27 protein-coding genes are annotated in these 21,490 nt (G+C 30.2%); 15 read left to right on the top strand and 12 right to left on the bottom strand.

Translation table 11 applies throughout. From position 1 onward, the window contains the following. Positions 1-366 precede the first annotated feature (366 nt). The 11 genes from J9309_RS09615 to J9309_RS09565 all read right to left on the bottom strand — a co-directional run bounded on the left by J9309_RS09615 (position 367) and on the right by J9309_RS09565 (position 10,390). A complete protein-coding gene (locus tag J9309_RS09615) occupies positions 367-2,520 on the bottom strand; it encodes a VapE domain-containing protein (RefSeq protein WP_230475677.1) in 2,154 nt (717 codons plus the stop codon). A gap of 626 nt (positions 2,521-3,146) precedes the next feature. Continuing rightward, a complete protein-coding gene (locus tag J9309_RS09610) occupies positions 3,147-3,431 on the bottom strand; it encodes a helix-turn-helix domain-containing protein (protein ID WP_230475676.1) in 285 nt (94 codons plus the stop codon). 194 nt (positions 3,432-3,625) lie between these two features. Continuing rightward, positions 3,626-4,516 carry a hypothetical protein gene (locus J9309_RS09605; protein WP_230475675.1) on the bottom strand — a complete coding sequence of 297 codons (891 nt, stop codon included), beginning with the start codon at positions 4,514-4,516 and terminating at the stop codon, positions 3,626-3,628. Positions 4,517-4,634: 118 nt separating this feature from the next. Beyond that, positions 4,635-5,669, bottom strand: a complete 1,035-nt coding sequence (gene arsB / locus J9309_RS09600; RefSeq protein WP_230475674.1) for an ACR3 family arsenite efflux transporter — start codon at positions 5,667-5,669, stop codon at positions 4,635-4,637. 3 nt (positions 5,670-5,672) lie between these two features. After that, positions 5,673-6,284, bottom strand: coding sequence for a low molecular weight phosphatase family protein (locus tag J9309_RS09595; RefSeq protein WP_230475673.1), 612 nt, complete (start codon positions 6,282-6,284; stop codon positions 5,673-5,675). A 4-nt stretch (positions 6,285-6,288) separates the two neighbouring features. Next, a complete protein-coding gene (locus tag J9309_RS09590) occupies positions 6,289-7,359 on the bottom strand; it encodes an ArsO family NAD(P)H-dependent flavin-containing monooxygenase (RefSeq protein ID WP_115001976.1) in 1,071 nt (356 codons plus the stop codon). Between the two features lie 168 nt (positions 7,360-7,527). Further along, a complete protein-coding gene (locus J9309_RS09585) occupies positions 7,528-7,992 on the bottom strand; it encodes a DUF6428 family protein (RefSeq protein ID WP_230475672.1) in 465 nt (154 codons plus the stop codon). A 59-nt stretch (positions 7,993-8,051) separates the two neighbouring features. Further along, positions 8,052-8,381: an ArsR/SmtB family transcription factor gene (locus J9309_RS09580; RefSeq protein WP_230475671.1), complete on the bottom strand. Its 330-nt coding sequence runs from the start codon at positions 8,379-8,381 to the stop codon at positions 8,052-8,054. A gap of 190 nt (positions 8,382-8,571) precedes the next feature. Further along, positions 8,572-8,829, bottom strand: coding sequence for a Txe/YoeB family addiction module toxin (locus J9309_RS09575; RefSeq protein ID WP_114999210.1), 258 nt, complete (start codon positions 8,827-8,829; stop codon positions 8,572-8,574). Continuing rightward, positions 8,830-9,084, bottom strand: coding sequence for a type II toxin-antitoxin system Phd/YefM family antitoxin (locus tag J9309_RS09570; RefSeq protein ID WP_230475670.1), 255 nt, complete (start codon positions 9,082-9,084; stop codon positions 8,830-8,832). Positions 9,085-9,172: 88 nt separating this feature from the next. Next, positions 9,173-10,390 (bottom strand): site-specific integrase, encoded by a 1,218-nt coding sequence (locus J9309_RS09565; RefSeq protein ID WP_230475669.1) that lies wholly within the window; start codon positions 10,388-10,390, stop codon positions 9,173-9,175. Positions 10,391-10,835: 445 nt separating this feature from the next. On the opposite strand from J9309_RS09565, the gene J9309_RS09560 reads away from it, so the two are divergent. From J9309_RS09560 to J9309_RS09525, 8 genes are all read left to right on the top strand, one after another. Beyond that, positions 10,836-11,411, top strand: a complete 576-nt coding sequence (locus J9309_RS09560) for a hypothetical protein (RefSeq protein WP_230475668.1) — start codon at positions 10,836-10,838, stop codon at positions 11,409-11,411. Positions 11,412-11,632: 221 nt separating this feature from the next. Beyond that, positions 11,633-11,974, top strand: coding sequence for a cupin domain-containing protein (locus J9309_RS09555; protein ID WP_230475667.1), 342 nt, complete (start codon positions 11,633-11,635; stop codon positions 11,972-11,974). 11 nt (positions 11,975-11,985) lie between these two features. Continuing rightward, complete coding sequence (locus tag J9309_RS09550) at positions 11,986-12,390, top strand: group III truncated hemoglobin (protein ID WP_230475666.1); 405 nt, start codon at positions 11,986-11,988, stop codon at positions 12,388-12,390. Between the two features lie 222 nt (positions 12,391-12,612). Then, complete coding sequence (locus J9309_RS09545) at positions 12,613-13,188, top strand: DUF3885 domain-containing protein (protein WP_230475665.1); 576 nt, start codon at positions 12,613-12,615, stop codon at positions 13,186-13,188. A gap of 223 nt (positions 13,189-13,411) precedes the next feature. Then, positions 13,412-14,101 carry a hypothetical protein gene (locus J9309_RS09540; RefSeq protein ID WP_230475664.1) on the top strand — a complete coding sequence of 230 codons (690 nt, stop codon included), beginning with the start codon at positions 13,412-13,414 and terminating at the stop codon, positions 14,099-14,101. 224 nt (positions 14,102-14,325) lie between these two features. Continuing rightward, on the top strand, positions 14,326-14,889 hold the full coding sequence (locus J9309_RS09535) for a hypothetical protein (protein WP_230475663.1): 564 nt from the start codon (positions 14,326-14,328) through the stop codon (positions 14,887-14,889). 226 nt (positions 14,890-15,115) lie between these two features. Further along, entirely contained in the window at positions 15,116-15,709 is a 594-nt protein-coding gene (locus J9309_RS09530; protein WP_230475662.1) for a hypothetical protein, read from the top strand. Positions 15,710-16,019: 310 nt separating this feature from the next. After that, the gene (locus tag J9309_RS09525) at positions 16,020-16,457 is read left to right on the top strand and encodes a hypothetical protein (protein ID WP_230475661.1); all 438 of its coding nucleotides are present in this window, start codon (positions 16,020-16,022) and stop codon (positions 16,455-16,457) included. A 209-nt stretch (positions 16,458-16,666) separates the two neighbouring features. Here the strand turns inward: J9309_RS09525 and J9309_RS09520 are convergent, their stop codons facing one another. Beyond that, positions 16,667-16,963, bottom strand: coding sequence for a hypothetical protein (locus tag J9309_RS09520; protein WP_230475660.1), 297 nt, complete (start codon positions 16,961-16,963; stop codon positions 16,667-16,669). 232 nt (positions 16,964-17,195) lie between these two features. On the opposite strand from J9309_RS09520, the gene J9309_RS09515 reads away from it, so the two are divergent. The 7 genes from J9309_RS09515 to J9309_RS09485 all read left to right on the top strand — a co-directional run bounded on the left by J9309_RS09515 (position 17,196) and on the right by J9309_RS09485 (position 21,478). Further along, complete coding sequence (locus J9309_RS09515; RefSeq protein ID WP_230475659.1) at positions 17,196-17,651, top strand: SMI1/KNR4 family protein; 456 nt, start codon at positions 17,196-17,198, stop codon at positions 17,649-17,651. Between the two features lie 261 nt (positions 17,652-17,912). After that, positions 17,913-18,911: an IS30 family transposase gene (locus J9309_RS09510; RefSeq protein WP_230475658.1), complete on the top strand. Its 999-nt coding sequence runs from the start codon at positions 17,913-17,915 to the stop codon at positions 18,909-18,911. A gap of 53 nt (positions 18,912-18,964) precedes the next feature. Further along, positions 18,965-19,156: a hypothetical protein gene (locus J9309_RS09505; RefSeq protein WP_230475657.1), complete on the top strand. Its 192-nt coding sequence runs from the start codon at positions 18,965-18,967 to the stop codon at positions 19,154-19,156. Between the two features lie 60 nt (positions 19,157-19,216). Beyond that, the gene (locus J9309_RS09500; protein ID WP_230475655.1) at positions 19,217-19,522 is read left to right on the top strand and encodes a hypothetical protein; all 306 of its coding nucleotides are present in this window, start codon (positions 19,217-19,219) and stop codon (positions 19,520-19,522) included. A gap of 73 nt (positions 19,523-19,595) precedes the next feature. Then, positions 19,596-20,219, top strand: a complete 624-nt coding sequence (locus tag J9309_RS09495) for an HD domain-containing protein (protein WP_230475654.1) — start codon at positions 19,596-19,598, stop codon at positions 20,217-20,219. A gap of 82 nt (positions 20,220-20,301) precedes the next feature. Further along, positions 20,302-20,823 carry a hypothetical protein gene (locus J9309_RS09490; protein WP_230475653.1) on the top strand — a complete coding sequence of 174 codons (522 nt, stop codon included), beginning with the start codon at positions 20,302-20,304 and terminating at the stop codon, positions 20,821-20,823. Between the two features lie 502 nt (positions 20,824-21,325). Beyond that, positions 21,326-21,478, top strand: a complete 153-nt coding sequence (locus J9309_RS09485) for a hypothetical protein (protein WP_230475652.1) — start codon at positions 21,326-21,328, stop codon at positions 21,476-21,478. The last annotated feature ends 12 nt before the right edge of the window (positions 21,479-21,490 follow it).

The raw sequence follows: 21,490 nt of genomic DNA, 5'->3' as shown, positions 1-21,490 counted from the left end.
CTTTCCTTACTCGGTGTAATTCGGTGTTTAACTGAGTATTAAAATGAAATTTTAACGTTTTTTGAGTATTTAAAAAGTAAGGAAAAGTAAGGGGATTTTTGCTCATAGTATTGAGATTTTAGATGTTAGATATTAGAATTATTTGTTTTATAATATTTATTTTTATTGATCCAAAACGAAACAAAATTGTTTACTTTCATTTTTGTCTTGACACAAAAACGAAACAAAAAAGTCAAGGCTATAAAACGATTAACCTAAAAATGAATATTGATTCGGGAATAAATTAAATCGCTCCTTTCAGTCGGTAATTTATTCTTATCCTTCTCAATATTCATTTTCTTAACGGTATCGTTTTAGATGCCGAATTTATTTTTCTTCCAATGTTTTGTTCTCTTTCTGGACTTGATCGTATTCTAATTCTTTGACTGCATAGACATATGATCCATTTTTAGAAATCCTCATAAAACCGTGTTTCTTCAATGCTTTACCTAATTGGTTTACTGTTCCGCTATTGATATTAATGTTACTGAAAAAAACTAACCTTGTAGCTATTTGGGTTGCATTTAAAAAGGCATTTGCTGTTTCTTTATCGGCTTTCTCAAACCAGGTTAATAGCAATTCTTCTTCTGGGGATTTGATTTGGTATTGCTCGTTGTTTTGGTTAATGTTTTTAATTTCTTCGTTGTTGAACCAATATCTAAATCCTTCATCGATTAGATGCAATGCTTGTTTGTAACAGTTATCAAGATTTATGTTGTGATGGTATTCGATGTGTTCAACTTCAAAGCATAAAAAACGACGAGAACCAGTCGTGTCATTTAAGAATTGTGCAGTATTTACACTTCCCGCAAATGATGCTCTACGTGGTAATGTTTCGTTGTTATGTCCGTATGCTTTTCTCATTCGGATATGGGATTTCGTAATGATTTCTTTTAATGATCCAATCTCTGTTTTGTTTAAGTTTTCTAGCTCGTCTAAGTTGATTAACATACATTCAGCTAAATGAATTAGTGTGTCTTTGTTGTTGGGATTAATCGTGCCTGAAAACAAATAATCCTTTAATGGTTTTGGTACTAACTTTTCCATCCAAGTAGTTTTACCTATTCCTTGTTTCCCACTAAACACAATAACTGTTTGATTGACTACTTTTTCATTGGTTACACAAGCCACCATTGCAACAAACCATTTTTTGAAGCACTCTAACCATAAATCTTGATTAGTCGTTGTTATGGTATTGGCTAATTCAGTAATATAATCTACTTCTTGATTTATCTCTGGCAACGTAGAAAAATACTCTTTGAATGGATCAAATTGTTCCACATAATCCGACATCAATAAATAGCGTAATCCTTGAATGCTGCATTTTACTTTTGCTTTTAATACTTCTCGCAAAATTGAATTTTCTACAAAGTCAGTTATTGGCTTATACATTTGGTTGCGAACCTTTTTGTATTCGAGCTTTCCTGTTACCATGTTGTACCTAAAGTTGTATCGTTTATTTAGGAACATTTCTAGTCTTTCTATGGCAGCAGGTTTTTCTTCGTCGTCATCGACTTCTTCCTCGTTTGTTGTACTACTTTTCGGATTTGTCTTTTCCTTTGTTTTTGGTGTTTTATACTCCTTATCTGTACCAAATTCGTGTGTATTGTTGTACGCACTTTTTACTGCATTCATTACTTCGATTTCGTTGTAATTGTAATCGGATAAAATGAAACCTAATGCTTCTGCATAACTGATTCCTTTTCGGTTTAGGTTACACGCTAATTGATGTACAAAGTTATTTCTGTTTCCTTCGATGTAATCCATTTTCTGTTTTGTGAATCTGACGCAATGATCGTATAATAGATCTGGAGTATTGAGATTTGAGATATTAGATTCTGCACTTCGGCTTCGCTCAGTGACCAGATAGTTTTGATTAGATTTCTCGACAAGCTCGAAATGACAAGACGAATGAGTTTCTGCACTTCGGCTTCGCTCAGTGACTAGAAATATATCTGCGTTTGGGTTGAAAAAGATTTCTGGATCGTAGGAGTAGAAGCATAGCCTGGTAATGTCTTTACCGGATTTATCGATTTCGATTTCTAACTCTTTTTCGTAAAATTCCTTGATAATGTTGTACGTGTTTTTGTGTTCGTCTTGATTGGTTGAAACCTTGATGAATAGCTTTAATCCGTTGTTTGATGGACTGATAAATGCAACAAATGTTGTACTTAATTCAATAGCTTTTTGTTTGATTTCTGCTAACTTATTTTTCTCTACTTTATCAATATCCAGTACGATTATTTGATTGTAATTTTGGAGGTAGTCTAATTTTCTACCTCCCTTGAATGTTGCACTTGGTGTAAAAGCAAGTAATGATTTCTTTGCTTTTTCGTATGGTTCCATCTTTCCTTGTTCTAAGGATTTACGCAAATACAAGATTTGACTTTTGTATGCGCCTTCTTTGATTTCTGTTACGATTTGCTCAACTGGTATTGTGTTGATTACCTCGTTGAAGTTTTGGAATAGGGTGAATTTCATATTTTGTTGTATTATGTATTATGTAAAAAGTAAAATGAATTGTTCTTTGTTTTCATTTTTATTCATGGCTTTATTATTTTATGAATAATGTATTCATGAATCCTATGGATTTGACTTGACACAAAAACGAATCGAAATATCATATATTCATTTTGGCTTGATCCAAAACGAATCAAAAAATCAAGGCTTTAATTCTCGACGGTCAATCTTCATTTCGCTTCACTAAAATGTTTAAATCACTCCTTTCAGTCGGTAAACATTTTTACGTTTCACTTAATGGATTGACACTCGTCTGCGAATTGTTATGCCAGGTTATTGCTCTTAATTTTTAGCGTTTGTTAGTGAATGATTTGTTCTTTGTTTTCATTTTGTCTTGTAAACAAAAAACACTTTGATTTTAGATGATAAGCTTCTGTTAAATAAAAACTATCTGTTCATTTTGGCTTGATCCAAAACGAACCAAAAAATCAAGGCTTCAATTCTCGACGGTCAATCATCATTTCGCTTCACTAAAATGTTTAAATCACTCCTTTCAGTCGGTAAACATTTTTACGTTTCACTTAATGGATTGACACTCGTCTGCGAATTGTTATGCCAGTTTAATTTAGATGCCGATACTCTAATTTTTAGCGTTTGTTAGTGAATGATTTGTTGTAGTGTTCATTCAATAACTTTTCGACATCAGACATTTTGTAGTAGATTTTGTTTCCTACTTGACAGAATGAAACCTTTCCTTCATCTCTCCACGTTTGAGCAGTACGTTTTGAGATTTTCATTAGCATTAGAAACTCTTGGTTATCCATAAATGTTTCTTGTTTGGCTGCTAATGCTTTGTTTAATTTTTTAGTGATTTCTTCTAATTGGAATACGATCGCATCGTATTGTTCTTTTGTTAAAATGATTGCTTCCATTTTCTGATTTGTTTAAGATTATGGAACAAATGAAGTATAGAAAAAAAAGTCCGTTAGTCCTGAAATGGTCTTGTCAGGACCCTTTTTTTTTGAATGGCTGATGGATAAAGGCTTTTGATTTTTGAAGTTGAACGTGTGAACAGGACTTTTTGGACCAAAAAAAATCCTAACTGGGATAGTTAGGATTGTGAATGTTATAGTAATTTATCTACATCAATACGTTTTGCGTTATTCGGTCGTTTTTCTTCTCGTGAAGGTGTGAGTATGGTTTTGACCGTTTCAATGCTTAATTTATTTCCGTCTTTGTCTACAAAAGAATAGGCAATCATCTTAGCGATGTCGTTTACATTCCCATCTAAATAATTTTTACCATTATTAAACAACTCTCGGTTTAATTGGTAAAAGATATCAACCAACTGATTGACGTTTCCGTTGAATTGTAGTTTGTTGAAGCTACTTTTTTCAATTTGACTGTCTTTTAATTCTTCTTTAATTAATCTTGTATTTTGTAATTGACTGATTTTCTTTTCGCATTGGTATGCATAATCATTCAATTTGGGATTGATGAAATGAATATTGGCTTGTTCGTATTCGTATTTTTCGTTGGTTAGAAATAGAATTTTTTCACAATAATCCTCTATCAAATCAACATCTTTACTCGTTTTTGTGAATGAAAAATAACGTTCTTCTGATTCGGCATTGATAAATCTTGGTGCTGGTCTATCGTCGTCTTTAATCTCTATTGGCTTTGTTAATGAACTTCTTACAAATTCTGCTGTTGTAATGATTTTCATTAGTTTAGTTCTATTCCTCTCTTTTTTGAACAAGGATTCATTGACAGAAACTAACTTTTCAAACTTATTGATCCAGTGCAATTTATCCTTAACATAAATTAAATGATGTTTGATAAAATCAGCAATTTCAGAATGAGAAATCTCAAATACTTTGTCAATTAATGCTTGACAATACCCGTCATTTGTAAGAGGTTGCACCTCTATAATATCAAATTCTTCCGACTTTACATTGTGTAAAGCAACCTTCGTCAATTCTTTGAATTGTACAGCTTCTTTTATCAAATACGCCATAGTAGATTAAGTTTTAGTCATTAAACATTTTTTAAGGTAATTTAATGTAAATTAAAACTTTACAATGACAAAACGTGTCGCGAAAGACATTATTTACTTTCTTATTCGATGTATTGCTCTATTCTTTATAATATATCCTTTTCAGCCACAAACTAGCTTTTACTAAAAGTATTAATACAGGAACTTCGACCAACGGACCAATAACTCCTACAAAAGCTTGTGGGGAGTGAATACCAAATATCGCAATAGATACTGCAATGGCTAATTCGAAGTTATTACCTGTTGCTGTAAATGAAATAGATGCATTTTTATCATAAGGAACCTTCATTGCTTTATTGATAAAGAAACTGATAAAGAACATTAGCACAAAATAGATTATTAACGGTATAGCAATTTTAACTACATCCATTGGTAATTCAATTATTTTATCACCTTTTAGGCTAAACATTACTACAATTGTAAACAATAATGCATAAAGAGTAATGGGTGATATTTTGGGTACGAATACACGATTGTACCATTCTATACCTTTCTTTTTAATTAGCGTGTATCTCGTGATAAAACCTATTAAAAATGGAATACCTAAATAGATCATTACACTTTGTGTAACTTCTATCATTGAAACCGAAACATTAAAATTAGCTAAGCCTAATTTGCTTGGTAATATGTTGATGAATAACCAAACTAAAAAACTATAACTTAAGACTTGAAAAATACTATTTAATGCGACTAACATTGCTGTGTATTCTCTATTAGCTTTCGCTAAATCGCTCCAAACAATTACCATTGCAATACATCGTGCTAAGCCAATTAAGATTAATCCCGACATATAATCAGGTTCGTCGTGAAGAAATAGAACAGCCAAACCAAACATTAAAACTGTACCAATTATCCAGTTTAAGATTAAGGATATTCCGATTACTTTTTTGTTTTTAAATACTTGTGGTAATAGAGAATAATCTACTTTGGCTAAAGGTGGAAACATCATTATTATCAACCCTAAAGCTAAAGGAATATTGGTTGTGCCAATGCTCATACGCTCTATTAAAACAGACATATTGGGAAAGATATAGCCAATTGTAACACCTAAAACCATTGCGATAAAAATCCATAAGGTTAGGTATCTATCAAGGAATTTTAGTTTTGGTTGCATCGTTTATTTAGTGATTTGTGAAAATATGTACATCATTTCAGTTGCGATTTGAAAACTGCGTTGTTTGTAAACTTCGGTTTGTTCGGTTGTATCATCCGAAATTTTAGGATCTTCGTAAGTAATGGGAATTCGCTTTTCAGCACCGGATATAAAAGGACAACCTTCATCTGCTTGGGAGCAAGTTAGAATCGCTGCGAAATTTGAAATGGGATTGAATGCATCATTATATTTCTTAGAAAAACCGATAATTGGTGAACTATTCTCATCATATTTTATCGCATAAATAGGATTATTACTATCTGTAATTTTAAAGATTTGAAAACCTTGATTGCTTAGCGTTTCAATTACTTTTGGAAACAATGCTGTTTCTTCTGTACCCCCTGAATAACAGTGTACATTATCTATATTATAGAATGATGCTGAAGTTTGCGCCCAAACCTGTGATAAATGACTTCTTCGAGAATTGTGTGTACAAATAAAGTTGAGATTTATAGCTTCCTTACGATTGACTTTTTCTTGAATGTAATCTATTAAAGGTTGTAAAATGTTTTTGCGATCATTACTGATATTTTCAAAATGAAATTGCTCTACAGTTTTTAATATTGTTGAGTACATATTTTTAATTAATCTTTAAGTGTTTAGATAAAAAATCTTGAATTTCTAAAATTGTTTGTTTTGCGGTTCTGTTTACCCCAATTAAAGATGCAGATGCATAACCTGTCCAATTACCATAGCCTACAAACCATAAACCTTCAATATCTAAAGACTTAGTTTCATTGGTTTTTGCAATACCTTTTTCATCTAGTTGTATTAGTGATTTTAGGAATGTAGTATCGTAACCGAAGCCTGTACACCAAATAATTGCATCAAAATCTTCTTGTTCGCCGTTATCCCAAATTACTCCTTTGTCGTAAAACTCACGGAATGTACCACTAGAAATTAACACTCCTCTTTCACGAGCTTCTTTTACAGGTGGAACCATAACAATACTGGCTAAATTGTAATTTGATGCATCAAATGTTTTTCCTTCTAATTCTGCTTTATATCTTGCGTTGGCAATTTTAAACAGATAATAGCCGTCCACTTCATCGGGTAGAAATTCAGGTGTTTTTTTTGTTGACCATTTTACTGTCGTATTTTTTGATACTTCAGCAACAATTTGAGCACCAGAATTACCTTCTCCAACAACCAATGTTTTTAAACCATTAAAATCTTCGGGGTTTTTATATTTACTTGAATGTATTTGAACACCTTTGTAATTTTCTATTCCCTTTAAATTCGGAATGAAAGGATTTCCCCACGTTCCTGTAGCAGAAATAACTGTTTTGGTTTTAAAAAAACTTTCTTGCGTGTGAACTTGAAAAAAATCTCCATTTTTTTTAATTTCAACAACTTCACTATTTCTTTTCACATTAAGTTGATAATATTGCTCGTATTGTCCTAAATAATGTATAACCTCTTGTTTTGTAGGGAATTTATTTTCAGAATTTGGCATTATCAATCCAGGTAACGAGCTATAATCTGCTGGAGAAAATAGGGTTAAACTATCCCAAGTATGGAGCCAAGCCCCGCCTGAAGTATTTTGCTTATCCAAAATAATATACTTCAGTTTTGCACGTCTTAGATAATATCCACAAGCTAATGCACTTTGCCCGCCTCCAATAACTATAACATCAAATATTTCATCCATTGAATTGTTTTTATCTGATTTATGCATTCACAAATTAATACTTTTACGTTTCTATAAATTCTTATCTATATTAATACCGTTTACTGTTTGATAATCCTTGTTTATCGATTTCTACAACTCCTAAAAAATTATCATTGGTAATTGTTATAATATTTATGGTTACAATATTTAGCAACACCCCGAATTTGGTGTACAAGAAGATGATTGGATTTCTGACAATTTCACTTTTGGTTTTTCTGAAGGAATACCGCAAGCATCTTCCGCTAAACAAGCTGTTTTTTTATTCTTTAAAATGAAATGTTTTCCATTAAATTCAAGATCGTATTTACCAATGGTAGTCGATTGATATTCTACTTCAATCTCTGAGTCTTCAATTCCTAATTTGTTTTCGGATAGGCGAATAATGTTTAATAATTTACCGGGTTTTAAACGATGTTCGTAATCGTCTGCATTCCATAGTTGAAAGTTTACTACTTTTTCGTTTCTAATAACTCCACCACAATCAATAAACTTCTTTGTGATTTCTCCCACTTCTGTCACGTGGAAATGTTCTGGTACGAAAGTACCATCCTCTAATTGAAATTCAACATTCTCTAATGTTGGTAAAATTTCTTTGATTTCTGAAAGTTTCATATACTTTAATTATTATTTATTAATCGCAATATTACGATGATTGATTGTAAATAAATGCTTTAACAGCATTTATTTATAGGTATATATTGATCAAAAAACATTGAAAATTCTTTTTGAATCGATTCCCAAACTTTTTCATCAATACAATAACAAACCGATTTTCCTTCGATAGAACCTTGAATAATTCCGATACTTTTCAATTCTTTTAAATGTTGAGAAATAGTAGCTTGTGCTAAACCTAATTCATCCACCAAATCCGTACAGATACACGCATTTTGCTTGATAATATGTTGAATAATAGCCACACGAGCAGGATGTCCTAATACTTTGAATAAAGTAGCTAGTTTATTTTGTTCGCCTGTAAATATTTCTGTTTTAGTTGTTCCCATTATTGATTTATTATCATTGCAATATTACGATATGTTTTATAAATACTAAAATTATTTAATATTAATTATTCAATATACTGCTCTACTGCTTTATCTAATTCTTTGTTTACGATTTTGGCATAAAAAAAATTCTGTTAAGTTTTACAACCCAACAGAATTCTATCTTATTTATATCTTAAAAATTGATTATTTAATCGTAATGAAAACGGCACTTTGCTATTAATATCTGACCGTCTTCGTACTTGTAAATTAAACGATGTTCTTCATCTATTCTACGTGACCAAAACCCTGAATATTTATGTTTTAATGGCTCTGGTTTCCCTATACCAGTAAAAGGAGTACGTGAAATATCTTTCAATAAATCATTGATACGTTTTACTTTTTTCTTATCGGTTTTTTGCCAAAATAAATAATCTTCCCAAGATTCATCTACGAAAATATATTTCATCTATTCCTCGATTAATTCTCTTTCAAAAGATTGGTTACTTTTTAATTTTTCAATGGCAGCATCTAATCTTGATTCATTGATACGAGAAGATAATTCGTAATTTGTAGCCATTAAAGAATTGTACTCTTCTAATGACATTACCACAATACCTGAATCTTTCCCTCTGTTGATGATTAAGGTTTCAAAATTCTTCGAAACTCTATCTAAGTAAGATTTAATATCTTTTCTGAAATCTGAAACACTTGCTATTATCATAATCTTGTATTTTATTATGTACAAAATTAAGTACAATATTTTGATTTACAAAATCTATTTTAGGTAATGGTTTGATAATAAGTAAATCTTATTCAATGTATTGCTCAACCGCTTTGTCTAATTCTTCGTTGACGATTTTCGCATAGATTTGTGTTGTTCCGATATCTGAATGATCTAAAAGTTTAGAAACGTACTCAATACGCATACCGTTAGCTAAGGCTTGGGTTGCAAATGTATGTCGGCTTAAATGAAAAGATAATGAGAATGGAAATTCTAATTCTTTGCCCATTCTACGCAATTTCTGACCACATAAAACATTTTTGCTACCGATTACTTTTAGTTGGTATTCGTTGGATTGTTCGAAGAAATTAGCTTCTGAAATGATTGGAAAAATAAAATCATCTGGTTCGGAAGTTTCTTTTTTGTATTTGTTTAAAATCTCTAAAGCAGATTGACCTACCTTGAATTGATGTGAACGTTTAGTTTTACGGATGTTTAATCTGATACGTTGTTCGTTTTCATCATAGTTTTTCCATTGTAAGGTAACGACATCACTAAAACGCAATCCTCCGGCATAACAAGAAAAAATAAACATATCTCTGAAATACGTATCTGTTTGACCAAATGAACTCTTGTGATTTTTTAGCTGCTCGATTTGTTCTTTGTTTAAAAACAGTCTTGTACTCTTGTCTTTTTTGATTCGTACACTCGCAAATGGATAGGTATTTAAATTGATGATCTCTTCACGAATAGCATCTTTAAACATTATGGCTAAAATGTTCAATGAATAACGAATTGTAGTATTTCCGTTTTTTAGTTTGTTGCTTAGGTAATTGACATAATCATTTAAAGTGGTTACTGTGATGTCATCAAAATAGATTTCGTTATGTCCGATAAACTCCTCGAATTTCTTTACATAGTTTTTGTAATTCTTATACGTTCTTGGTGATACACTACCTTTAATACGCTCACAACGCTCATAAGAGTACTCAAAAAAGTTTTTAATATCTTTTCCTTTTATAGCTTCTTTTAATCGCTTAGCGGAGATATTTCCACGCTTACGCTCGTTATCGGCAACCATTGCTTCTGCATCTGCTATCTTTTGAGATAAGAAAGCATTCATTCTCGTTGAATTGGGATAATTGCGTTTTACTTTTTGTTTGACATCATCCCATTCGTTTTCTTTCAACTTTACTCCAGTTGCTATAAACTTTGTTTTACGATCCTTGATTAATCGGATATACAATGGACTGTGTCCTGTTTTATCTTCTTGGTTGGTGCGAAGTACTAATTTGATTGAAGCCATTGGAAATTGTATTATGGGTTAAAAATCTACTTTTCTAAACGAATGCAAACAAGTGAAATATTTTTGTAACTTGCTGATGCAAACGAATGTAACGTGATTCTAAGGTACAACAATTGGTACAACAAATCAAGGATTTCAATGCGTTTGAGTACTTCAAATTGAAACTTTAACAATCGTTAAACCCTTATAAATAGGCAATTTAGAGAAAAATCGTTCAACAGATTTTAGTTTTTGGATAACATCGTATTGGCAAAATGCGGGGAGAAGTAAAAAGTTGAACTACTCTACTTTTTTATCCGCCGCTGCTTTTCATATTGTTTTTTTGTTTAATTTAGACAATCTGAAAAAGCATCGGCTACGCTTGGTCGAAAATTGAACTAAAGTTCATTTTTAGCCCGCACTTCGCCAATACTTTTTCCGTTGTGGGCAATTTAAAATTAGAACTATGAATCATAAATTTTTTCTTCTATTCATTTTAATTTTATTGTTTGAAGGATGTCAAATACAAAAGTCAAATTTCAATAACGATTTTAATTGGACTATAGATTTTCCTGTCGAATATAATAGAGTATCGAATACAGATTGGCTGGAAAAAGTGCAACAAAGTGGAGAATTAATTGAAAAATATAATAATGTAGAATTTAAAAATCAATCAGTACCAATTTTTATTTTTAAAAGTAAGTCTGACTACTTTGAATCTACAAGAACTAAATATGAAGGTTCTCGAGAGAATTACATTAATTATCTGACAGAAAATTTTCAACTTCAAATTCAACCTCTCAAAGATGAAATCCCTGAAATCAAAATAGATTACGCTGTCGATACTATAAGTATTAGTAATTTGGAGTTTTTTTATCAAAAGTCAACAATCATATATCCAAACGGTGCGAAAAGAACCTTAGAGTCATTTAATCGATTGTTTGAAGATAATAACGAATTGTCAATAAATATAATATATGTAGATAAAGAATTTGGAGATAAATTCAAATTTGCTTTATTAAACTCAAGCTTTGAAAAATAAACTGCCCACAACAAAGCCTTGGCGAAATGCGGGGTTAACTGCAAAGTTGAACTTATGTGCTTATTAAATCGCCAAAAGCCAATTTTATTGGCTTTTTAATTATATTAGCAAATAGAAATTGGCTTTGGCTCAGTTTCGGTCTGAATTGAACTTTCGCTCAATTCAAGCCCGCACTATCGCCAAGCCTCGAAACGTTGTACGCAAGCATAAAAACAGACCATATGGACAAATTATCATTTAACGACGAAATTGAATTTAACGAAAACCATGTTATATCAAAGGTTATTGTTGAAACTTCATTTTCAAAAGAAATACGAATTCTTATAAAAAGTGGACAGGTTATGAAAGAGCATAAGACGCCTTTCCCAATTATAATTCACATAATACAGGGAAATTTAAAATTAGGTGTGCAAAGCGAAATGTATGATATGAAAGATGGCGATATTATTGCATTGGATGGTAACATTCCTCACAATTTAATAGCAGTTGAAGATTCAATTGTACGCCTAACTCTATCAAAACATGATAAAGTAGAAAGAGTTAAAAGTGTTCTTGAAAACTAAATTGATTCGCAATGAGACAAATTGATAACAGAAGCGACATAAATATTTTAGTGAATAGTTTTTATTCAAAAGTAAAAGTAGACGAACTATTGGGGCCAATTTTTAATGCTCACATTTCAGATGATAAGTGGCCAGAGCATCTTGACAAATTGACTGATTTTTGGGAAACTAATTTATTTGGAGTTGCAAAATTCAAAGGAAACCCAACGCAAAAGCATATCAATGTTGACAAAAATTTAAATTATAGCATTGAACAAAAGCATTTTGGGAGATGGTTGCAAATTTGGTTTGAGACTATTGACGAACTTTATGAAGGAGAATATGCCGACAAAGCTAAAAACTCTGCTCGAAAAATGTCGACAGGACAATATTTGGCTATTTGGCAACAACGACCAGAAAATATAATAGAATACTAAAATGCCTGCGTACAACAGCAGTTTGGCAAAATGCGGGGTTAAGTGCAAAATTGAACTTCTCGCCTTTTTATCCGCCAAAAGCTGTTTGCTTTTGTTTTTTTATTAAATTTACCAAAAGGCTCACAGCTTTGGCTACGTTTCGGTCTGAATTGAACTTTCGCTCAATTCAAGCCCACACTTCGCCAAGCCGCGGCTCGTTAGCTGTAATTGTACCAAACAACCGTGTTAAAAGAAGAATTCAAAACATTTTGGAAAGAAAATTTCAAGGAAACAATTCCTTTGAATTTTACATTTAGAACAACCTATCCTAACAGATGGCTAAGAATCCATAGCTTACCTAATTCTAAAAGATACCCAGAAAATGAAACTGAATTAGCAATAGTTTTAAACAGACAAAATTTGGTTATATCAGATATTTTTAATGAAAATGAACATATTTATATTGTAAGATCAGAATTTTATATTGAAAATATAGAAGAATTCGACCTAAATCAAGAATTTAATTTTGAAGAAATAGACATTCTTAATCTAAAAGAATTTTTTAATGATGAATATGACTCGGATGACAAACTGAGTGTACAAGTTTCTAAAACAAATTGGAAAAAAAATTATTTTAATAATTTACTTGAAGACATTGCAAATGATGTTTCAATGATTTTCTTTGTTTCTATTAATGAACCAACAATATTTGCTCCCTATGATGGTGGAATGGACATAATTTACCAAAACGAATTTAAAAGAAATCACTTTAAAGAAAAATATAGAGATTATTTATCTGAAAGAATAGATGGATTATAAAAATTACAACTACAGCTAACATTGTATTTGCGAAAAAACGGGCTGAAAGTATACTTTCATCCTATCTTTTTCCGCTCGCAAAATTGCTTTTCTTAAAACTTCAACTTAAATTAGTTTTAGAAAAGAGCAATTTGCTTGAACGGACGAACTTGAGCTTTCGCTCAATTTCTCTCCCATTCTTCGCAAATACTCGGCTCGTTGTATGTAATTATCAAAACAACTCATGAAATTAATATATACTTTTATTATAAGCTTATTCATCATAAGTTGTAATAAAAATTCTGAAATCGAATATCAATTCGATAACGACTACATTTTTAATGACTTTAAGAAAGAATTTATTTCTTATGATTTAAATAATATAAACGATTCTATTTCTGAAAGAAAAACTTTATACAAAGATAAATTAATAAGAACTGACACATTACTTTCTAAAAATCAAAAAAGTAAATTTATTGGTTGGACAAAATTTTACGATACTATTGAAAATTCAAATACAGAAAAATTTATTGAAAACTTCAGGTTTAAAAATAATATTATAAAGTTTAACCAATTAATTGTTAAAGAAAATGACACAATTAATTATTCTAAAAGCTTTTTCTATAAATTTCATGGTAATAAAATTGTATTTTATCTTCCAGAAGAAATGAAATTTTCTAGAAATTCAAATAATGAAATTCTATTTTTTTTACTTGACGATATTGAAAATCCATCTGTAAATCTTCCACAATTATTCAAACAAAAAAGTGAAGAATTAAACTTTTTGACTATTCATGAAAAATCTAATTATTCAGAAGCTGAATATATTATAGATCCAGAAAAAAAAGATCTTAAAGGTATTTTTGTATATTTTGAATATGAGCCAAAAACTTTTGACATTAGTACTTATTCTATACTTCATATAAAAAGATAACTACATACAACATAGTATTTCGCAAAAAACGGGCTGAAAGTAAACTTTCATCATATCTTTTTCCACTCGCAAAATTGCTTTTCTTAAAACTTTAATCTAATTTAGTTTTAGCCAAGCAATTTGCTTGAACGGACGAACTTGAGCTTTCGCTCAAATTCTCTCCCGTTCTTCGCAAATACTCGGCTCGTTGTGTGCAATTTTACAGACCCATAACTTGACAACAAATGAATAAACTATCATTCAATATATTACCAAGCCCAGAAAGTAATGACCACGAGATAAGAATATTAATTGACGACAAAGACTTTTTAGGCAACGACTATTTAGGTCTCGATCCACCTTCATTTTTCAGTCAGGACAACCTTGACAAAGATGGTGAAATAATGATTGGACGATGTACTTGTGGTGTTGAAGGCTGCGGGGACTTTCAATTGACAGTTGTAATTAAGCAAGACAACGTTTTATGGACAAACAACAATGGTCTAAATTTGATTTTTGAAAAGCAATACTATAACCACTCAATTGAAACTGCTAAAAATGATTATAGTTGGGAAGACATCAACAGAAAAGTGGAACGACTGACAACGAATATTCTTAAAAATTCGCAGACAAAAGACAGTTACATTTTTAATTGGGCATCAGCAAGGATAAACGAAAGACAAATTACTTTGAGTTATAATAAAAATGGTAATCAGAAATTATTTAATATAGTTTGGGACGGACAATCAGAAAATAAAGTTGAAGAGAATGCTAAACAATTTTTGAAAGACACATTAGAAGTGGGATAAAAACTGCACACAACATAGTATTGCCAAAAGCGGGGCTAAAGTGCCAAATTCAAAGTTTGTACTTCTATCGCCGCCAAAAACGAATTATATTCGTTTTTATTTTTTAAATTTACTTCATATAAATTCGTTTTGGCTCGCCTCGGTGCAAAATCGAAACTTCCAGCTTCGATTTCCCCGCCTTCGGCAATACCCAAAACGTTAGCTGCAAGCATTAAAAAAATTACATATGAACTTTGATTTTGCTGAAAAAATAAATTATGAACTTGAAAAGTTAAATTTTGAGAATGCAATAACTATTGCAAAAAAACATTTAAATGAAATTAACCAAACTTCATTTCATAAAATATTAGAGCATTCATTTACAAATAATGTGGAAGATTGTATTAAATGGATCGATTCTTTTTATAAGAAAATCTCTAAGCACTCAGAAATAAAAGCATTCTATTTTGAATTAAACGAATTTGATATAAATACTGAAAAGTGGTATATACAATGTTTTGCTTTTGAATTTGATGGCGGCTATAATCCTGAAGATATGGAATGGTTATCAGATTGCAATCCTGAAATAATGACTAAGGAAGAATTTGTTTTAACTGGTCTTGAAGATTTTCAGAATTTATTTGAAAACTTAATTGAAAATGACGATGTTTCTCAAGAGTTGCAAGATGCAAGAGATTGGACTGAGCAAATCATTATTTCAAAGTTTATGCAATTTATATATCAAGTACATTTAACTGCTAAAAATAATAATTTAGAATGGGCTAATATTCCATTTTATTTTACCGAACATGAATATGATTTCATCATTCAGTCTAAATAATAAATGCCAGCAGCTAACATATTATTTGCGAAAAACGGGCTGAAAGTAAACTTTCATCCCATCTTTTTCCACTCGCAAAATTACTTTTCTTAAAACAATAAACTAATTTAGTTTCAGAAAAGAGCAATTTGCTTGAACGTACGAACTTGAACTTCGTTCAAATTCTCCCCGTTCTTCGCAAATACTCGGCTCGTTATCTGCAATCACAAAAAAAACAAACATAAATAGAAAATCTATGAAATTCAGTGAAAAAATTATAATAATTTTTGTGATTCATCTTTCAATATTTAGTTTTTGTCAAAGCGTTAAATTGAATAAAGAAAATGTTTTAAAAGTTTTCAAGAGTACAATTAAACAGCCCAATAAAAATCTAATTGATACAAGTTCAAATCCTTGGTTTACAGACAATACTGAAAATAAATATTATACAAGTGAATTTATTGAATTTAAAAATGCAAGAAGTTTTAAAAGAGATTATTGCAAAATAATTAATTGGAATTTTCACAAAAATGACGCTTTTATTCTTGGCGATGCAAATTATTGTTCTGAACCACCTACTCAAAAGGTTTCAAAGGCTGAAAATTATATCGAAATAAAATTAAGTAATGAAAAAGATAACTTAATACTACAACTTTTTAATCAAAAAAAATTGATAGATAAATTCAGAATAATTGAATTGCAAAAGGTTGATTCTAAATACGAAAAAAATGAATTTGATTTTATTTTAAAACTGCAAAGGATTAAATAAATTGCGACTGCAGATAACAAAGTATTTCGCAAAATACGGTCTGAAAAGTAAACTTTCATTCCATTCTTTTCCACTCGCAAAATTGCTTTTCTTAAAACAATAAACTAATTTAGTTTCAGAAAAGAGCAATTTGCTTGAACCGACGAACTTGAACTTCGTTCAAATTCTCTCCCGTTCTTCGCAAATACTCGGCTCGTTATGTGATATACTTAATAAATTGGTGGTTTAGGTTTTTCAATTGGTTGGTAATGTGTAGCGTATCTATGAATCGGTAATTTATCATCATCAAACAAACGACCTCTAAACAAGTCTATATTACTTGAATTATAAAGCCAAAATATTTCTGTTGTAAATTCTAAATCATCAGTAATAATATTCCAACCGTTGTTATCCTCAATACCTTTTAACTGTGGTGGCCTCATATAATCACAAACCATTCCTTCTCCAGGTTCATATCCACATACTTTAATCCAACCATCTTTATCCATTCCATGTTTTTTCGCCATATCGTATGTCCAATGGTTAGCCCAATTATTTTTATTTAATCCATCAGCGTTATCCTAAGCTTCTTTTATTTTTTCTTCTTTAGTCATTTAGTTAATTAATTTTTGTGTTTTAAAATAAGTACATCACATAACAAGTATTTAGCGAAACTACGGTTTGAAATCACTTACCGTATTAGTTTTATTTACTCCGTAGTTCGCTAACACCGAACCGTTGTACGCAATTTTTCCAAACATGACATTTGAAGATATAAAATCAAAATATTCTGAACGAGAACCAGCGTTCCCACCGAATTATCCTGAACCCAATGAAACGGACTTGAATAAACTAATTGAAAAATATAAATGTCAGTTTCCGAAATCATTTATCGAATTTCAACTAAAATATTGCAAAGAAATTCCGATCGGAAATTTTGCTTTTGATGGATTTGGTTTTGCAAATAGCTTACTTGAACCTTATATGAGTTTAGAAGAAGTATTAAAAGATTATGCAGAATTAAAATTACCCGAATATCTAACACCTTTCAAACAAGATAATGGAGATTTTTGGTGTTTTGATAATAGAAGTTCTAAATCTGAATATCCTATTGTGATTTTTGACCATAACTCAAACGCTATTGAATCTAACCCAAATTATAAATGGAGAAATTTCATAGATTGGATTGACAAAACTATGGAAGATGAATATTAAATAAACTGCGTACAACAAAGTATTTCGCAAAAAACGGTCTGAAAGTAAACTTTCATCCCATTCTTTTCCGCTCGCAAAATTGCTTTTCTTAAAACTTTAATCTAATTTAGTTTCAGAAAAGAGCAATTTGCTTGAACGCACGAACTTGAACTTCGTTCAATTTCTCTCCCGTTCTTCGCAAATACTCGGCTCGTTGTGTGCAAGGCTAACGCGGGTTCAAAAAACTAATGCAACACTATAAATTATTAATTTAGTGTTGTTATGAGCCAAAATTATACAAGATTAACCCTACAAGAACGATTTAAAATTGAGAAATATTTAGATCAAAAACTTTCCATTTCATCCATTGCTGTTTTATTAAATCGAAACAAAAGCACTATCTCAAGAGAAGTGAAAAAATTCAAAAAAAGTTGTTATGATGCTTTTATTTCACATCAAATTGCCTTTGAAATTTCAATGAATAAAAACTATGGGAGAAGTAAAATTTTAAGTAATAAAAAGCTCTTAAAAATTGTGCATTCTAAACTCAAAAAAAGATGGTCGCCTGAACAAATTTCCATATTTTTAAAACATAATTTTCCACACAATAATGCAATGAATGTAAGCCACGAAACTATTTATTTTTATATCTATTTGCACAGTAAAAGTCACCTAAAAAAGGAACTAATTGATTCGCTAAGACAAAAGAAAAAAACTAGAGGACCTGCTCGCTCGAATGAATCGAAAGACATTAAAATTAAAGATCGTATTTCTATTGATGAAAGACCTCAAGAAGTCATAGGTAGAGAGATTCCTGGACATTGGGAAGGTGATTTAATTATCGGTAAAGATCATAAATCGGCCATTGGAACCTTGGTGGAAAGATCTACTCGGGCGGTTATTTTAGTGCATCTAAAAGACAAAAACGCAGAGACTGTTCGAAAGGCTTTTGAAAAGGAATTTAAGAAACTACCAATGCTGATGAAAAAGTCTTTGACATACGATAACGGTACTGAAATGGCGCAGCATAAATTATTCACCAAAAACACGAAAGTACAAGTCTATTTTACTCATCCGTATTCGCCTTGGGAAAGACCTACAAATGAAAATACAAATGGCATTTTAAGAGATTATTTTCCCAAAGGAACTGACCTCTCAGTTCACTCTGAAAAAGAACTCAAAAAAGTGCAAAGGGAACTTAATCAAAGACCTCGAAAAGTTCTTGATGGATATTCGCCAGCACAAGTTTTTAATCGAATGATTATTCAACATATCAAATAATCAAAATTTTTACTATTTTTATACAAACGTTGCATTAGCAACTTGAAACCCCCATGAGAAAATTTATTTTAATCAATTTAATATTTTTTAGTTTTAGTTTCAATAGTTGTTTAAAAGTCAATGAAAAATTGGTTGAAAATAGAATTTCTAATAAACAAGAAAATATTACTAATAAACATATAGATGTTTCTACTAATTCAACGAATATTGATAGTTTGTTTTCAAAATATCCAGCTACGAATTAAACTGAAAAATTAGTAAATCCAAAATTTCAAAATAGTCGTTTTAGGACTAACGAAGAATATGTGAAATTTATAACTGATGAAATAAAGAAAACGAATAAAACAAACTTAGCTGGTAATTATACAGGGATTACCAATAATTGTGGGTTAGGTTGTCTATCACTCTTTATAATTAATCGAGAAACCGGACAAATATTAGAAGACTTACCACAAGAACTAAACGAAGAAAATAATGGAATTGAATTTAGACGAGATAGTAAATTAATAATAAAAAATTCTAATTCTTTAAATAATCATACTGATTCAATATTTAAACCTGAATACTTTTTAATAGAAAATAATATTGTAAAAAAAATAAACATCATCTAACAAAATATTTCACAAAATTGCTTTTATAAAAACATCAACCTAAATTAGACTGTAAACTATTGATATTGATCAAATGAATTATAACTTACAACAAGAATTCAGTAATTTATTAGCAAAATATTCAGACAATAAAATATTAGAAGCTGAGTATTGGGAAGAAATTGAAAAAGCATATTCTCAAAAAAATAGATATTATCACAATCTATCTCATCTTGATAATATGATAGATGAATTACAAAACGCAAAGGCTGAAATTTACAATTGGGATTCTATTTTATTTTCTATTTTCTATCACGATATCATCTACAAAAGCACATCAAAAGATAATGAGGAAAAAAGTGCAAATATTGCTGCGAATAGATTAGTTAAAATTAATGTAGATGCTACTCAAATTGATCAAATATATCAACAAATTTTAGCGACAAAATCTCATTCAAAATCCATCGATTCAGATACTAATTATTTACTTGATGCAGATTTATCAATTCTTGGTAAAAATTGGAATCAGTATGAAAAATATGTAAATCAAATCAGGAAAGAATATTCAATTTATCCTGATTTAATCTACAAACCTGGAAGAAAAAAAGTATTAGAGCATTTTCTAACGTTTGAAGAAATTTATAAAACAGAATATTTTAAAGAAAAGTTTGAAAAACAAGCACGTGAAAATATTTTGAAGGAAATTAATCTTTTGTAATAATTTACAACATCGTGTTAAAAAAACTAAATTTTCTCTCAAATTTTCATTATTTTCAATAAATATTTAATCAGAATTATCAGTGCACAAATCGTTAGAAGAATACTTATTAAACAATGACATAAAATTTACTAAAACAGAAAAAAAATGGTTCAATTCTAACGCCTATTTCCCATTAGTAACATTTGAAATTCATCAAGAAAATAACAATGCTTTGATTAAACATACGTTAGTGTTCAAAGAATCTGAGTTTTCTAAACCAAATTTTATAAATTCTTCTGACAATTTAACTTCAAGAATAACTGTTCAATCTAAAATTATTTTAAAGGATTCTAAGATTGAGAATTTTAAAATTGAGCATACAAATTATTTCAAAAAGATATTTCAAAAAGATGTAAACTATAAAGTAGCTACTAATGATAAAATTTTAGAAAAGAAATTGCTTGAAAACGATTCAGTTCAATCATTTTTTAAAATGTTTAATGATGATCCAGAATTTGACCCAATAATAACAGGGAAAAAAGAAAGCGATAATTTTAAGGTTGAAATTAATTTTATGTGTAGAAATTTTGATGAGAACTATATTTCATTATTTAATGTATAAATTTGATGTAACAAATGCAACATTTACTTTATACACCTAGTTGCTATATTTAATAAATCGAACAACTTCTCTCAAATAACTCCATTTAAATCCCTGAAAACAAAGTAGTTCGCATTATATTCACGAAAAAGTACTATATAATAAAAATAGCTTAATTCCTAGATTTGTTCCACAACTAATTAAATCTATAAAGAAGAATTTATTATTTATTTCAGTATTATTTTCAAGCTATGGCTTTTCCCAAGTTGGAGTTAATACTTCTGATCCGAAAGCTACTTTAGATGTCGTTGCTTCGGCTACTTCTCCTACAAGTATTGATGGATTAATTGCACCACGTTTAACAAGAGCCGAACTTACAGCAAAAGGCGAAAATCTATATGGTGATAACCAAAAAGGTCCTATTGTATATATTACAGATGTTTCTGGAGGTAATTTTACAGGGCAGCGTATAAATATTCAAGCTGTCGGATATTATTATTTTGATGGAAGTGTATGGAAAAATATGCAAATTGAACCTTGGAATATATCAAATTCAGCTAATCCAGCAAACGCTAATAATCAGAGTATTTACCAAAATGGCCGCGTTGGTATTGGCGATTTTACAAATAGAACTATGGAAGCTGGTTTACATATTAGACCAAATCCAGAATCATAAACTTTTGCCGAA

Source organism: Faecalibacter bovis (genome assembly GCF_017948305.1).
GTDB classification, from domain to species: Bacteria; Bacteroidota; Bacteroidia; order Flavobacteriales; family Weeksellaceae; genus Empedobacter; species Empedobacter bovis.
The sequence above is the reverse complement of the archived record's forward strand: the minus strand, read 5'-3'. Positions and strand labels throughout refer to the sequence as shown.

Excerpts from the sequence above, each read along its gene's own strand:
- J9309_RS09555 (WP_230475667.1), top strand. The coding sequence starts at position 11,633 with ATGGACAAATTATCATTTAACGACGAAATTGAATTTAACGAAAACCAT.
- J9309_RS09575 (WP_114999210.1), bottom strand. The coding sequence starts at position 8,829 with ATGAAATATATTTTCGTAGATGAATCTTGGGAAGATTATTTATTTTGG.
- J9309_RS09485 (WP_230475652.1), top strand. The coding sequence starts at position 21,326 with ATGCAAATTGAACCTTGGAATATATCAAATTCAGCTAATCCAGCAAAC.
- arsB (WP_230475674.1), bottom strand. The coding sequence starts at position 5,669 with ATGCAACCAAAACTAAAATTCCTTGATAGATACCTAACCTTATGGATT.
- J9309_RS09505 (WP_230475657.1), top strand. The coding sequence starts at position 18,965 with ATGAGAAAATTTATTTTAATCAATTTAATATTTTTTAGTTTTAGTTTC.
- J9309_RS09565 (WP_230475669.1), bottom strand. The coding sequence starts at position 10,390 with ATGGCTTCAATCAAATTAGTACTTCGCACCAACCAAGAAGATAAAACA.
- J9309_RS09605 (WP_230475675.1), bottom strand. The coding sequence starts at position 4,516 with ATGGCGTATTTGATAAAAGAAGCTGTACAATTCAAAGAATTGACGAAG.
- J9309_RS09595 (WP_230475673.1), bottom strand. The coding sequence starts at position 6,284 with ATGTACTCAACAATATTAAAAACTGTAGAGCAATTTCATTTTGAAAAT.
- J9309_RS09495 (WP_230475654.1), top strand. The coding sequence starts at position 19,596 with ATGAATTATAACTTACAACAAGAATTCAGTAATTTATTAGCAAAATAT.
- J9309_RS09530 (WP_230475662.1), top strand. The coding sequence starts at position 15,116 with ATGAACTTTGATTTTGCTGAAAAAATAAATTATGAACTTGAAAAGTTA.
- J9309_RS09560 (WP_230475668.1), top strand. The coding sequence starts at position 10,836 with ATGAATCATAAATTTTTTCTTCTATTCATTTTAATTTTATTGTTTGAA.
- J9309_RS09610 (WP_230475676.1), bottom strand. The coding sequence starts at position 3,431 with ATGGAAGCAATCATTTTAACAAAAGAACAATACGATGCGATCGTATTC.
- J9309_RS09615 (WP_230475677.1), bottom strand. The coding sequence starts at position 2,520 with ATGAAATTCACCCTATTCCAAAACTTCAACGAGGTAATCAACACAATA.
- J9309_RS09590 (WP_115001976.1), bottom strand. The coding sequence starts at position 7,359 with ATGGATGAAATATTTGATGTTATAGTTATTGGAGGCGGGCAAAGTGCA.
- J9309_RS09510 (WP_230475658.1), top strand. The coding sequence starts at position 17,913 with ATGAGCCAAAATTATACAAGATTAACCCTACAAGAACGATTTAAAATT.
- J9309_RS09535 (WP_230475663.1), top strand. The coding sequence starts at position 14,326 with ATGAATAAACTATCATTCAATATATTACCAAGCCCAGAAAGTAATGAC.
- J9309_RS09550 (WP_230475666.1), top strand. The coding sequence starts at position 11,986 with ATGAGACAAATTGATAACAGAAGCGACATAAATATTTTAGTGAATAGT.
- J9309_RS09580 (WP_230475671.1), bottom strand. The coding sequence starts at position 8,381 with ATGGGAACAACTAAAACAGAAATATTTACAGGCGAACAAAATAAACTA.
- J9309_RS09520 (WP_230475660.1), bottom strand. The coding sequence starts at position 16,963 with ATGGCGAAAAAACATGGAATGGATAAAGATGGTTGGATTAAAGTATGT.
- J9309_RS09570 (WP_230475670.1), bottom strand. The coding sequence starts at position 9,084 with ATGATAATAGCAAGTGTTTCAGATTTCAGAAAAGATATTAAATCTTAC.
- J9309_RS09585 (WP_230475672.1), bottom strand. The coding sequence starts at position 7,992 with ATGAAACTTTCAGAAATCAAAGAAATTTTACCAACATTAGAGAATGTT.
- J9309_RS09540 (WP_230475664.1), top strand. The coding sequence starts at position 13,412 with ATGAAATTAATATATACTTTTATTATAAGCTTATTCATCATAAGTTGT.
- J9309_RS09515 (WP_230475659.1), top strand. The coding sequence starts at position 17,196 with ATGACATTTGAAGATATAAAATCAAAATATTCTGAACGAGAACCAGCG.